The following is a 13,967-nucleotide window of genomic DNA, read 5'->3' as shown; positions in this document are numbered from 1 at the left end:
ACTTTGGCGAAACCTGTTATAAATACTATCATACATAAATTATGATTAATCTTCAATGAAAATATTATAAGAAGAAAGCATCATTACAGTAACTGCGTCAAAATCCCTACTGTTTGCAAGTAATCCATATATCATCTTCTCATTATAATAGTATGCTAAAACAATTCATTCAGCTACTATTTTTATTAGCCTTATTATCGATTATAATAGCAAGTGCAAATCCCGTTCTTTACACAATATGTGGGTAGAAGGAAACTTTTTGATTTGCCTGTACGTCTATATGCATAGAACATATTTAGGAGGAAACACAGATGATTAGAAAAAAATGGGCTGTGCTTGTCTTTTCACTTTTGCTCCTGCTGCCATTGCACGCATTAGCAGATGCAGCGCCAGGGGATATGATTATCACTTTAGGTGAAAACTTGACAGAAGAGCAGAAGAAACTGCTTCTGACGGAAATGAAAGCGCCTGATGATGCACAAATCATTACAGTCTCTAATAAAGAAGAACATCAATATCTAGGAAGCTATATTTCCAAGGCATTGATTGGCACAAGAGCCATCTCTTCCTCCGCTATTACCATCAATGATGCAGGAAGCGGAATAGAAGTGACAACTAAAAATATAAACTGGGTAACAGATGAAATGTATATTAATGCGTTAATAACTGCAGGTGTAAAGGATGCTGACATTTATGTTACAGCTCCAATTGAGGTTTCGGGGACAGCAGCACTTACAGGTCTTATTAAAGCATATGAAGTATCAACAGATACAGAAATTCCAGAGGATGTTAAACAGGCTGCCAATGAAGAGATGGTGCAGACCGCTAACCTCGGTGAAGAAATAGGAACAGATAAAGCATCTGCACTAATGGCAAAAATCAAAGAAAAAATCGCGGAAAATAAACCGTCGACAGATGCTGAACTGGAAAAAATCATCAATGATGCAGCAAGCGAGCTTAATATTTCGTTAAGCGATACTCAAAAGCAAACATTGATGGATTTCTTCAATAAGCTTAAAGAGCTGGATATCAACTGGAATCAGGTTGGAGATCAGCTGCAAGATGCAAAAGATAAATTTAATGCATTTATTGAAAGTGAAGAAGGTCAAGGTTTTCTTGCAAAAGTAAAAGAATTTTTTGCAAGTCTCGTTGATGCGATAAAATCATTCTTCTCTTAATAGAAAAAAAAAGGAAGTGCAAATGCACTTCCTTTTTCTTATTTATTTACAGACGCCTTCTCTTTCAAAGGTAAATCCAGACGAACTATGTCCTCATACGTCTCTCTTTTTACAACAAGAACCGCTTCCTTGTTTTCCACAAAAACGACTGGAGGTCTTGGAATTCGGTTATAGTTATTAGCCATAGAATAACCATATGCACCTGTGCAGAACACTGCTAAAATATCTTGTTCTCCTGCTTTGGGCAGTGGTAGATCCCAAATTAGCATATCTCCTGATTCACAGCATTTGCCAGCGATGGACACCGTTTCTTCTGCTTCAACCAAAGGTTTATTTGCCAAAACAGCCTCATATTTCGCATCATACAATGCCGGACGGATGTTATCTGTCATTCCTCCATCAATCGCTAAGTATTGGCGCACTTCTGGAACTTCTTTTCTCGAACCAATCTTATATAGAGTTGTGCCTGCATCCCCAACTAGTGATCTGCCTGGCTCAATCCAAATTTCCGGCATGCTCATGCCAAATTGATTCATATTTTTCTCCACTTCAGTAATAATCTCTTCCACATATTCTGAAGGCTGGATCGGTTGGTCTTCGTTTGTATATCTGATACCGAAGCCCCCGCCAAGGTTTAAAACTTTAGATTCAAAGCCGAAAGCCTGTTTCCATTTATAAAGCTGACCAATAATCTTTTTTGCAGCAAGCACAAAGCCTGTTGTCTCAAAAATTTGAGAGCCGATATGACAATGCAGCCCTAACAGCTCAAGATTTTCAGATTCCATCGCTTTAAGGATCGCTTCCTCTGCTTGTCCATTTTGCAGTCCAAAGCCAAATTTAGAATCCTCTTGTCCTGTAAGGATATAGTCATGTGTATGTGCTTCAATCCCAGGTGTTACGCGAAGCAGAATCGGCATCTTGCTGTGGTTCTGTTCACACAGCTCCTGCAATAAGGCAAGCTCATAAAAGTTGTCAACTACAATACAGCCGATTTTATGCTCAATTGCCATCAGCAGTTCTTCTCTGCTTTTGTTATTGCCGTGGAAATGGATTCTTTCCATCGGGAAACCAGCTGTAATTGCCGTATAAAGCTCACCGCCGGATACTACGTCAAGGGACAGCCCTTCCTCATTGGCAAGCTGTACCATTGCAATTGTTGAAAATGCTTTGCTTGCATAAGCAACCTGTGCCGGAATACCCCGTTTAGCGAATGTATCCTTAAATCCTCTTGCTCGTTCTCTGATAAGTGCAACATCATATACATATACTGGTGTTCCGAATTCTTCGACTATTTTCACTGTGTCAACACCGCCAATTTCCAAATGGCCAGCTTCGTTCACACTGGAAGTTCCATAATAATGCATATATCCCCCTCGATTCTCCCTAAGATTGATATGAAAGGCTAAGATGAAAAAATAAGAAACAAGCAGACAGTTCCCCTTTCGAACTGTCTGCCTTTTTATGTCCAATTATTTAACAGCCTACTTGATTAAACAAATGTATCATAAATAAACCCATTTCTCAATCCTCTTTTTATTGGATATTTCTATTTATTACGGTCTTGAGCATGTGCATGGCTTGGTCTTAATTTACTACTAGGAACTGTTCTTCTGATAAGAATATTAAGTAGCGCCTTTGGATAAAACGGAATGAAAGGCCATAGATATGGAACATTCAATGTGCGCAAGCTTGCTAAAAACAGAACATACAAAGTACAGCCGACAACAAAACCTGGAGTATGGAATATAGCGACTAATATTAAGAGAACAAAGCGTACGAGCTTATTGGCAATCCCTAATTCATAACTTGGAGTCGCAAAATTCCCGATTGCTGCCACTGACACATAAAGAATAACTTCTGGTACAAACAAACCAACATCAATGGCGATTTGCCCAATCATAACGGCCGCAATTAAGCCCATAGCGGTCGACAGCGGTGTCGGTGTATGAATGGCTGCAATCCTTAAGAATTCTAAACCGAAGTCAGCAATAAATAACTGAACAATAATCGGCAAGTGGGTACGCTCTGTCGGTCCGATAAAGGCCAGGTTTTCCGGCAGCAAAGACGGCTCAAGTGTAACAAGGAACCACAATGGCAAGAAAAACAAGGAAGCGATAACACCTAAAAAGCGAACCCAGCGCACAAATGTGCCGACCATTGGAGCTTGTCGATATTCCTCAGCATGCTGCAAATGATGAAAGAACGTAGCAGGTGTAATAATAACACTCGGTGATGTATCGACATATATGACAACATGGCCTTCTAGCAAATGATTGGCTGTGACATCTGCTCTTTCTGTGTAGCGGACTAGAGGATATGGATTGTAACCTTGCTTTAGCAAAAACTCCTCAATTGTCTTGTCTGCCATCGAGATGCCATCAACATTTATTTGCTCTAGCTCCTTTTTAATGATTGCAACTAGATCTGGATCAGCAATATCTTTAATATAACCAATTGCCACATCAGTTTTTGACCGTTCTCCGACCTTCATAATCTCAAAACGGAGCCGCTCATCACGTATTCGTCTTCTTGTAATTGCCGTATTTACGATAATATTCTCGACAAAACCATCACGAGAACCGCGGATAACCTTTTCTGTATCCGGTTCCTGCGGAGTTCTGCCAGGATAGCTTCTTACATCGATGGCAATACCTTTTTCATAGCCTTCCATGACTGCAACAACTAAACCAGACAGCACTTGGTCTACAAGCTCATCCATTTTTTCCAGGGGCTTTACTTGGTGGTGCACAAGCTGGTTTTCAATAATTTTAAAAAAGTCATCGGATTGATGTACACGTTCTTCATCATTTAAAAATAATAGCTGTTCTAAAAGCTGAGAAATGATGGCACTGTCAACGAGTCCGTTCACATAGTACACATTTACCTCATGATGGAGAACACTGATTTTTCTCACTCCAAGGTCAAAGCTGACACCTAAGCCTACCCTGTCGGTCATGTACTTTTCTACATCGCAGAGCCTTCTAAAAATAGTCTCCATATCATGTGTTTCCTTGCTCATAAAATCCACTTCTTTCTAAAATATATTCCACTGCAATTCGTGTTATTGGTGCACCTTTTTCATAGGAATCTCTTTTGCCCATTTTGCCTATATCACCGATGCCGACAACTAAAGGCAAGTCGAGACTATCGAGACTGTAGACAGTATCACCGCTCATTCTTCCTATCTCATACTCTGGAATGCCAAGCTTATCTACACCGTAAGGAGTCAGATTGCCATCTTGGTCGATTGCCACATCAATCCTTGTCCATTCCTCTCTTCTCGTTCTGCTTGCAACAGCAATTACCCCAAGCACTTCCACATCCTTGTGTGCTGCTATGTATTTCAAAGCTGTCTCGCCTGCCCCCTCACCCACATAGCCACTATCATCAAACATCACTAATACGGGATCATTTTTGGCTTTTTTTATGAGATTTAAAATCTCCGGTCCACTATGGGTGGAGGGATTTCCAAATGACGTAGAAATGCAGCGGCCTCCCACTTCTTTTGCCACCATTTCAACTGCTCGTTTTGCATATTCGTCTCCATCTGTTATTAAAATAATTTTTCTTTTTGTACCCATCTGCAAATTCCTTTCTTTGACACTTTGCTAGAATCTACGGTGCAAAATACATCCAGTGAAATAAGGAGCCAAAGATTTTACCAAAGACAAGTGCCATCATCAATACGAGCAGCCGATCATCGAGGCTTACCCTTTTTGCGAGAAGAGGAAAAACATTTAATACTTCTGTAAGTGCTGCAGCAATCATACCTATATAGATTCCACCGGCTAGACCCATTACTGTTAACAGAATGGCTGGTAATGAGAAGGCTGGTTCTCTCAAAAAGACGAATGTACCGCAGACTGCACCGCAGACGACAGACCATTCATAGGAATATATCTTGCTTCCTGTTTTCGTCAGCTGCGTCAATCTCGGAATAATCCCAAAGACGGTTAAAAAAGCAACATAACCGGCTCCGACTGTTATTCCCCAAGCTCCCCCAATAAAAAGGACAGCAAGTATTTTAATGATCATCTAATTTTTTCATGCTTTCTTTATTTTCATGCATGATGACATATTGGTCCAAAGCTTGCTGATAAGAGAAAACTTCTACTTCCAGGGGGCTTGGTTCCTCATTAAAACGCTTTTTGAATACATGGTTGAAAAAAATGATCATTCCTAAGCCTAAACCTAGACTATAGGGAATTTGGAAGATGAGAGGCTTTTCTACCTCTTTTCCTGTAATGATTTTATACAGCTTTTGGTGGACTGCCTGCATGCTGACGTCTTCATGAAAATTCATAATAGTCAAGGCAGAGCCAATAAAAAGGAGCAGCCAAACCAAAAGGAACAGCGGTATAGACACTTCTTTTTTTTTGAGGATGACTTCAATGATGGTTTGTGCAGGACCGATAATCTGTATCTCCAAGTTTAGATTGAAGCTGCGTATTGCCTTAATTACCCTTGTGCTGTCGATGATGATGATGTTACGGTCACTTTCTGAAATAGAATAGATTACCAAATTATTCAATTGTTCCATTAAGCTATCAGCAGCTATTACTTGGGCTAAATCCTTCAGCAGCACATCTTCATTCAATCTTTTTTCGATACGATTTCTCATCCGAATATAGACTGTCTCAGCCATTCATCAACACATCCAATCATCTAATGTTTTTACGATGATGGTAGTATTTGCTTAATGTGGGCAATTTATAATGATAATTTTTTTGGTAATATTTCCATATAAAAAGAGCAGATGGATATTAAATATCCATCTGCTCTTTCATTTGCAGCAATATTTTTTTCTCAAGGCGTGATACTTGGACTTGGGATATTCCAAGCCGGGTTGCAACTTCAGATTGTGTCTGATCTTTGTAATAGCGCAAATACACAATCAGCCTTTCTCTTTCGTCGAGTTCCCTAATCGCCTCTTGCAGGGCGATTTTATCAAACCATTTGCCCTCATTGCCATCATCTATCTGGTCTAGAAGGGTAATAGGATCGCCGTCGTTTTCATATACTGTCTCATGGATAGAGGACGGTGTTCTGGCGGCCTCTTGTGCTAAGACAATATCTTCCGGCGGAATATCAAGATGCTCTGAAATCTCTCCAACAGTTGGTGTACGGCCGTACTGCTTGGAGAGTTCATCTTTTGCTTTCCTGATTTTATTGCTCAGTTCCTTTAAGGAGCGGCTCACTTTCACGGTTCCGTCATCACGGATAAAGCGCTGAATTTCGCCAATGATCATCGGGACTGCATAGGTCGAGAACTTCACATCATAGCTTAAATCAAATTTATCTACTGATTTAAGCAATCCGATACAACCGATCTGAAATAAGTCATCCGGATCGTAGCCTCTGTTCAAAAACCTTTGCACGACTGACCATACAAGTCGCATATTCTTCTGGACTATTGTGTCTCTAGCTGACTGATCGCCATCTTGGCTTCTTTTGATAAGCTCCTTCACTTCATGGTCTTTTAAATACGTTTCTTTCTCCTTTTTTACCTCCACATCCATAAGCGATTCTCCTTAATTGCTTAGCATTTTGCTCTTTATTAAATGCTTGCGCAGGCGGATCTCAGTTCCATTTTCTGGGCTAGAATGCACTTCAATTTCGTCCATAAAATTTTCCATGATGGTGAATCCCATTCCGGATCTTTCCAATTCAGGCTTTGTCGTAAATAACGGCTGTCTTGCTTCTTCTACATCCATAATTCCTCTTCCATCATCACGAATGGTCAAATCGATAAAGGAATCTTCCATAATGACTGAAATGTAGACAATCCCGTCAGGGTCATTTTCATAACCATGAATAATACAGTTTGTGACCGCTTCTGATACGACTGTTTTGATTTCTGTCAACTCATCCATCGTTGGATCAAGCTGTGTAATAAAAGCAGCGACAGTTACCCTTGCGAAGGATTCGTTTTGGCTTTGTGCGCTGAATTGCAAATGCATTTCATTTCTCATTTATGCAACCCCCAATCTTTCAAGTGCAAATTGTTCATTTGTTTCCAGCTTCATTATCTTAAACATGCCAGACATATCAAACAACCGTTGTACACTCGGGGAGATTGCGCAAATCACCATTTCTCCGCCTAGCTGCTTTATTTGTTTATATCTGCCTAAGATTACTCCTAAGCCTGAACTATCCATAAATGATAAATGCTCTAAGTTTAAAACAATATGGCGAATATTTCTGCTCTCTATCGCATCAGTCGCTTTTGTGCGCAGCTCTTCTGCGTAGTGATGATCTAATTCCCCTGCTAAACGAATACAAAGAACATTGTTTTTTGTTTCCAGCTCAATATTAAGACTCACTATCCATAGCCTCCTCTTTTTAGGTTAGTGAGTCAATTCTACCTTTAATCCTGCATTTCCTTCAAGCAAGACAAAACTAGTGTTGATTCGCTAAAAAAAGAGGAATGCTGACAGTTTTAGCAAGCTTATTGCGTTTTTGTAAACATACCGGCAGTTCGTTTAAACAGTGTCCACCAGCCTGCTTCTTTAATTTCTGTTTGCGATACGAGCGGACTTTCCACGATTGTCTTGCCATCTTTCACAAATTGGACCTTGCCGATTTCCTGACCCTTTGCAATTGGGGCTTTTAAGTTTTTGTTCATGACGATTTTTTTCTCTACGTCATCAACCTTTTCTCCCTTTTTCGTCAATAGAGAGATTGGTTCGCTTGTAACGGCTGATGCCTGTTTTTGGTCCCCTTTGCTTACATTTACTTTGCCGATAAGCTCATTCCTCTTATAGACTGGATGCGTTTCGTATTGGCTAAATGCATAATCAAGCATTTTTGTTACTTGTGCATTCCGCTCTTTTGATGTAGGCGCACCAAAAACAACAGCAATCACACGCATTCCATTCTTTTGGGCAGTTGCTGTCAGGCAGTATTTTGCTTCTTTCGTGAATCCCGTTTTCAAGCCGTCTACTCCAGGATAAAACTTAACAAGACGATTAGTATTTACAAGCCAGAACTTCTTGTCAGAGTCTTCTCGCAAGTACGCCTCATATGTACCTGTAAATTTAGTGATATCCTCATATTTCAATAATTCCTTCGCCATGATAGCCATATCATGTGCTGTGCTGTAATGCTCATCGACCGGGAGGCCTGTGACATTCTTGAATGCTGTATTCTTCAATCCTAAACTGCTCGCTTTTTTGTTCATCATTTCTACAAATGCTTCTTCTGAGCCAGCAAGTCTTTCGGCTACTGCCACTGCTGCATCATTCCCAGACCCGATTGCAATGCCTTTAAGCATTTCCTCTGTTGTCATTTCTTCTCCAGGCTCCAAGAAGATTTGGGAGCCGCCCATTGAAGCTGCATGTTCACTCGTCCTGATTTTCTCGTCTATTTTGAGTTTACCTTGATCGAGTGCTTCCATGATTAAAAGCATAGTCATTATTTTTGTCATACTTGCCGGCGGCAGCTCTTCATTGCTGTTTTTCTCATATAGTACTGTCCCAGTGTCTCTGTCAATCAAAATAGCTGATTTAACATTGTCCACCAAATCACTACTTTTCTCTGCAGCAAGTGTGCTTGGTGCCAACATAGATGCAAATAGTAACATGGTTAAAAAGATTGTTGCGATGCGTTTCATCTCAAAGACCCTCCATTCTATATACTGTCCCATTTTTTCCAATCATGTTTTTTTTATACAGTCAGCTATAAATATTTTTCTTAGGAAGACTACTGTGCGCACGAGGAGTGAGTATCCTTGACACAATCATGCATTTAAGCTATTTTTAGACTGTTATATAAATAGTTCGGCTATAGAAATAAGCTGTATTAACTTAGTGGTTTTTTCGAAATAAAGGAGGAGAAATTTTGATTCAAATAAAAACAAAGGAGCAAATCGAAAAGATGAAGAAAGCCGGGGAAATCCTTGCAGATTGCCATAAGGAAATCCGCAAGTTAATTAAACCTGGCATTACAACACTTGAGATTGATAGATTTGCAGAAGAATATATCACAAAAAGAGGAGCAACACCTGAGCAGAAGGGATATCACGGTTATCCTTTTGCGACATGCGCATCTGTCAACGATGTTATTTGCCACGGATTTCCAAACAAGACTGCTTTGAAAAATGGCGATATCGTTACAATAGATATGGTGGTGAATTTAGACGGATGGCTTGCCGATTCTGCCTGGTCCTATGCGGTCGGAACGATTTCGGAGGAAGCGCAAAACTTGCTGAAAACGACAGAAGAGGCCCTGTATAAAGGGATAGAGCAAGCAGTTGTAGGAAACAGGGTCGGCGACATTTCCCATGCCATTCAAACCTTTGCAGAGTCAAAAGGCTATGCCGTTGTTCGCGACTTTGTCGGCCATGCGATTGGCAGAGACATGCATGAAGAGCCGCAAATTCCTCATTTTGGTCCTCCAAATTTGGGTAGAAGGCTGAAAGAAGGCATGGTTATCACGATAGAACCAATGTTAAATACCGGAATGTATCATGCGAAGGTTGATTTAGATGGCTGGACTGCAAGAACAGTAGACGGCAGTCTCTCAGCTCAATATGAGCATACGCTCGCAATCACAGCAAATGGGCCTGAGATATTAACAAAGCAATAAGAAAAAAAGGGAAGCTAATTTTAACGCTTCCCTTTTTGTATGCAATTATTCGTGGATAAGCTGTCTCACTTGATTTGGCGGCATTACATCTGCCGGTATTCCAGGCTCATAAAGTTTCACAGCCGATGTTTTTGCAAACTCTTGTTTAGCTTCGTCTATTAAAGAATGATCTTCCAACAAATCATAAAGTGTTAAAGCCATTGTTTTGGCAGCTAAATGCATTCCTTTAAAGCCGATAGAGCTGCCATAACAAGCCGTTGCTTGCCAGGAATGCGCTTGAACTCCTACCGGTGCACAAGTTGTCATCACTTGTCCTACAGGGGTGATCCAGCTTACATCGCCGACATCTGTTGAACCGCCGATTGATACACCTTTCATTCTTTGATCGTCAATATTGACTGTTGGAAGGGGATCATCTGTGAATGCTGCAATGCGCTGTTTAGATGTAGCAACGATACTTGGGTCAATGGAAGCGATAACTTCACTTGCAAATTGTTTTTCCTCTTCTGTAAAGAATAACGGGTTTTCCTCCATATTTTTCAGCATTAGCCCGTTTAATGTATCGTTGGGCAATGTTTCATAGGCGAAAGCAAGAATTTCAGAACGAACTGTCGTTTCTGTCATTATGGCCGCTCCCTCGGCACATTTTTTTACCCTTTCAAGCAATTCGTCCACTTGTTCCTTTGTGGCAGCCCGGATATAATACCACACGGTGCTAGCATCTGGAACAACATTAGGAGCAAGACCTCCATTAGTAATGACATAATGTATTCTCGAGCCATCGAGGATATGTTCTCGCAAATAATTGCTGCCAATATTCATGATTTCCACGGCATCAAGTGCACTTCTGCCGGCATGAGGAGCTCCTGCAGCATGTGCTGCAATTCCGCTGAAATGGAATTTAATTGACACCATTGCTTGCATGCTAAAGTTTGACGTCATATTAGCAGTACCTGGGTGCCAAGTAAGGGCACAATCTAAATCATCAAATACACCTTCTCTTGCCATAAAGGTCTTGCCTGACAGAACCTCTTCGGCCGGACAGCCATAATAACGAATCGTTCCAGTGAGGCTTTCCTCTGCCATTTTCTCTTTTAAGGCAATAACTGCTGCCACCCCTGCTGTCCCTAATAGATTGTGTCCGCAGCCATGGCCTGGACCGTTTGCAACTATTTCCTCCCGAACTGGCGATACGGTTTGAGAAAGACCTGGCAATGCATCATATTCTCCTAATATGCCGATGACTGGACTGCCGCTACCAAACTCTGCAATAAAAGCCGTTTCTGAGCCTCCTGCATTTTTTGTAACCGTAAACCCGGCATTTTGCAGTGCTGCTATTTGCAGCCCGACAGCATGCGTTTCCTCATAAGCAAGCTGCGGATGTTCCCATATATCCTTCGCCATGTCTGTAAAGAATTGTTCATGTTCGTTCAGCCACTCTACTACATCTGTTTTACTCATATAAAGCCTCCTAATCAATTAGTTGCAAAAAGAAGAATGAATATTCTGTATTTTAAAAGCATAACCCATCTTTTTAATTCGTGCCACTAATCAGTCAGGAAATCTGACGAAAACATTTTTATTGAAGAACATCCATCACTTTATTCTGTATCATGACAACCTCATTTTTCATATGTACTGGCTCATATTCCTTGTCTATACATTCCTCCCAATAGGCAATATGAAGGTTATCTATTTCATGTTTGGATTCCGCTAACAAAGCTCCCCCTTCACCTTGGATTGAGTACCAATAAAGAAATTCCTCACCGCCTGTAACCTCCCGAAAGATTGTTTCCACATACATTTTTTCATCTTCCAACGTCAGCAGCACCTTGTCCATTTCCTTATTTAGAAGCGCCATCCATTTATCCACGACTGCAGATTTACCTTTTTTCACTTTTACTTTCGTCAACTCTATATTCACAAGCAGCACCCTCCTCAAGTAATTAATGTCATTATAGCAAACTAATTAGATACCCGTCTAATTAGTTTGCTATAAAAGAAGATCGAGTTCGCCTCGACCTTCCTTCCTGCTTTATTTAGCCTGAAATTACTTCATAAATTAATTCAGGAGCATCTACTTTTTGATCTGTCACTTTAATATGCTCATATAATCTTTGTTTAACATCATCGACATTGTCTGTATTACTATAAATCGTCACAAGGGATTCGCCTGCTTCCACCTTGTCACCGATTTTCTTGTTTAGAACCAATCCAACAGCTAAGTCAATTTCTGACTCCTTCGTCGCTCTGCCAGCACCTAGAATCATCGCTGCTGTTCCGATACTATCAGCCGTGATTTCTGCCACATAGCCGGACTCCTTTGCAGGTAGCTCAAGCTTGTATTGTGCTTGTGGAAGACGCTCAGGCTCATCCACAACACTTGAATCGCCGCCTTGTGATTCTAAAAACAGCTTGAACGTTTCCAAGGCTTTGCCGCTCTTAATTGCATCCTCGAGCATTTCTCTTGCTGTTTCAATATTTTCAGCCTTCTCCGCTAAATACACCATCTGAGAGCCTAGAGTGAGACAAAGCTCTGTTAAGTCTGCTGGTCCTTGACCCTTTAATGTATCGATTGCTTCCTTCACTTCTAAAGCATTACCGATGGCAAATCCAAGCGGCTGGCTCATGTCAGAAATAATTGCCATCGTCTTGCGGCCGACATTATTGCCGATTCGAACCATTGCTTCTGCAAGTTCCCTTGAGTCATCCAATGACTTCATAAAAGCTCCTGCCCCTGTTTTAACATCAAGACAAATCGCGTCAGCACCGGCAGCGATTTTTTTGCTCATTATGCTGCTTGCAATAAGAGGAATACTGTTTACTGTTGCCGTAACATCTCTTAAAGCATACAATTTCTTATCAGCAGGAGTCAGATTGCCGCTTTGACCAATGACAGCAACCTTATTTTTATTTACTAGTTTAATAAATTCTTCTTTATCGATTTCCACATGGAAACCTTTTACTGCTTCTAATTTATCAATCGTTCCGCCAGTATGGCCAAGACCCCTGCCGCTCATTTTCGCAACAGGAACGCCTACAGCCGCAACGAGCGGGCCGAGTACAAGTGTCGTCGTATCGCCGACACCGCCAGTAGAATGTTTGTCAACTTTGATTCCTTCAATTGCCGACAGGTCGATTACATCACCGGAATGAACCATTGCCATTGTTAAATCAGCTCGTTCCTTCTCGGTCATGCCTTGAAAAAACACTGCCATTGTAAATGCACTGATTTGATAATCAGGTATTGTACCATCTGTATAGCCGTTGATAATGAAAGAAATTTCCTCTTCCGTCAATTCGCGTCCATCACGTTTTTTCTCAATTAAATCAACCATTCGCATTTTCATAGTGAGAATCCCCTTATCTACTATTCGCCGATTTTTGTAACCAATTCTTTCACATATTTAAGGAAGTCTGCTTTAACTTTTTCTGTCGTTTCAATTACTTCTTCATGATTCAACGGCTGGTCAAGAATACCTGCTGCCATGTTGGAAATACAAGAGATTCCAAGGACTTTAAGTCCAGCATGTCTAGCAACAATTACCTCTGGAACTGTTGACATACCGACTGCATCTCCGCCAAGAACTCTAAGCATTCTAACCTCTGCCGGTGTTTCATACGATGGACCTGTGTTACCGACATATACGCCTTCTTGTACCTTTAAGCCGATGCTTGCAGCGATTTCTTTAGCTGTTGAACGTAAATTTTTGCAATATGCTTCAGACATATCAGGGAATCTAACGCCTAGGGCAGAATCATTTGGGCCGATAAGCGGGTTTGTTCCCATATTATTAATATGATCTGAAATAAGCATTAAGTCTCCAGGAGCGTATGATTCATTCACACCGCCTGCTGCATTTGTTACGATTAAGTTTTCGACACCTAATTCTTTCATAACACGAACTGGGAATGTCACTTTTTCAAAAGTGTACCCTTCGTAATAATGGAATCTCCCTTGCATTGCAACAACTTCCACACCGCCAATTGTTCCAAATACAAGCTGACCAGCATGGCCTTCTACTGTTGAAACTGGGAATTCTGGAATTTGCTCGTACGGAATTTTTACAGCATTTTCGATTTCTTCAGCTAGAACACCAAGTCCTGAGCCTAAGATGAGGCCAATTTTTGGCACAGCGGAATATTTTCCCTTCAAAAAGTCTGCTGATTGTTTAATTTTAGTATAATCCATGTTCACTGCTC

At 40.9% G+C, this 13,967-nt stretch carries 15 protein-coding genes; 2 read left to right on the top strand and 13 right to left on the bottom strand.

The genetic code is table 11. From position 1 onward, the window contains the following. The first annotated feature begins 311 nt into the window (after positions 1-311). Positions 312-1,178, top strand: a complete 867-nt coding sequence (locus LXM54_RS01445) for a DUF1002 domain-containing protein (protein ID WP_233313305.1) — start codon at positions 312-314, stop codon at positions 1,176-1,178. Between the two features lie 38 nt (positions 1,179-1,216). Here LXM54_RS01445 and lysA read toward each other — a convergent pair whose 3' ends face one another. From lysA to LXM54_RS01400, 9 genes are all read right to left on the bottom strand, one after another. Beyond that, entirely contained in the window at positions 1,217-2,542 is a 1,326-nt protein-coding gene (gene lysA, locus LXM54_RS01440; RefSeq protein WP_233313303.1) for a diaminopimelate decarboxylase, read from the bottom strand. Positions 2,543-2,724: 182 nt separating this feature from the next. After that, entirely contained in the window at positions 2,725-4,197 is a 1,473-nt protein-coding gene (locus tag LXM54_RS01435; RefSeq protein ID WP_282581399.1) for a spore germination protein, read from the bottom strand. Beyond that, a complete protein-coding gene (locus tag LXM54_RS01430; RefSeq protein WP_233313295.1) occupies positions 4,178-4,759 on the bottom strand; it encodes a stage V sporulation protein AE in 582 nt (193 codons plus the stop codon). Before LXM54_RS01430 ends, LXM54_RS01435 begins: the two co-directional genes overlap by 20 nt. A gap of 34 nt (positions 4,760-4,793) precedes the next feature. Next, positions 4,794-5,213 carry a stage V sporulation protein AB gene (locus LXM54_RS01425; RefSeq protein ID WP_233313293.1) on the bottom strand — a complete coding sequence of 140 codons (420 nt, stop codon included), beginning with the start codon at positions 5,211-5,213 and terminating at the stop codon, positions 4,794-4,796. Continuing rightward, complete coding sequence (locus LXM54_RS01420; protein WP_233313291.1) at positions 5,203-5,823, bottom strand: stage V sporulation protein AA; 621 nt, start codon at positions 5,821-5,823, stop codon at positions 5,203-5,205. Before LXM54_RS01420 ends, LXM54_RS01425 begins: the two co-directional genes overlap by 11 nt. A 118-nt stretch (positions 5,824-5,941) precedes the next feature. Further along, entirely contained in the window at positions 5,942-6,697 is a 756-nt protein-coding gene (gene sigF, locus LXM54_RS01415; protein WP_233313290.1) for an RNA polymerase sporulation sigma factor SigF, read from the bottom strand. A gap of 12 nt (positions 6,698-6,709) precedes the next feature. Further along, positions 6,710-7,150, bottom strand: coding sequence for an anti-sigma F factor (gene spoIIAB, locus LXM54_RS01410; RefSeq protein WP_233313288.1), 441 nt, complete (start codon positions 7,148-7,150; stop codon positions 6,710-6,712). Further along, positions 7,151-7,501: an anti-sigma F factor antagonist gene (gene spoIIAA, locus LXM54_RS01405; RefSeq protein ID WP_233313286.1), complete on the bottom strand. Its 351-nt coding sequence runs from the start codon at positions 7,499-7,501 to the stop codon at positions 7,151-7,153. Positions 7,502-7,626: 125 nt separating this feature from the next. Then, positions 7,627-8,790, bottom strand: coding sequence for a D-alanyl-D-alanine carboxypeptidase family protein (locus LXM54_RS01400; protein ID WP_233313284.1), 1,164 nt, complete (start codon positions 8,788-8,790; stop codon positions 7,627-7,629). A 227-nt stretch (positions 8,791-9,017) separates the two neighbouring features. Here LXM54_RS01400 and map point away from each other — a divergent pair, with 227 nt between their 5' ends. Then, on the top strand, positions 9,018-9,764 hold the full coding sequence (gene map, locus LXM54_RS01395) for a type I methionyl aminopeptidase (protein WP_233313282.1): 747 nt from the start codon (positions 9,018-9,020) through the stop codon (positions 9,762-9,764). A gap of 45 nt (positions 9,765-9,809) precedes the next feature. Here map and LXM54_RS01390 read toward each other — a convergent pair whose 3' ends face one another. The 4 genes from LXM54_RS01390 to LXM54_RS01375 all read right to left on the bottom strand — a co-directional run bounded on the left by LXM54_RS01390 (position 9,810) and on the right by LXM54_RS01375 (position 13,956). Then, on the bottom strand, positions 9,810-11,225 hold the full coding sequence (locus tag LXM54_RS01390) for an amidohydrolase (protein WP_233313281.1): 1,416 nt from the start codon (positions 11,223-11,225) through the stop codon (positions 9,810-9,812). 118 nt (positions 11,226-11,343) lie between these two features. Continuing rightward, entirely contained in the window at positions 11,344-11,688 is a 345-nt protein-coding gene (locus LXM54_RS01385; protein ID WP_233313279.1) for a DUF6176 family protein, read from the bottom strand. 115 nt (positions 11,689-11,803) lie between these two features. Then, positions 11,804-13,108 (bottom strand): pyrimidine-nucleoside phosphorylase, encoded by a 1,305-nt coding sequence (locus LXM54_RS01380; protein WP_233314717.1) that lies wholly within the window; start codon positions 13,106-13,108, stop codon positions 11,804-11,806. Between the two features lie 26 nt (positions 13,109-13,134). Further along, entirely contained in the window at positions 13,135-13,956 is an 822-nt protein-coding gene (locus tag LXM54_RS01375; protein WP_233313274.1) for a purine-nucleoside phosphorylase, read from the bottom strand. Positions 13,957-13,967 lie beyond the last annotated feature (11 nt).

Source organism: Bacillus sp. Au-Bac7, assembly GCF_021341655.1.
Taxonomy (GTDB): Bacteria; Bacillota; Bacilli; order Bacillales; family Cytobacillaceae; genus Niallia.
This window is presented reverse-complemented; position numbering and strand designations above follow the sequence as displayed.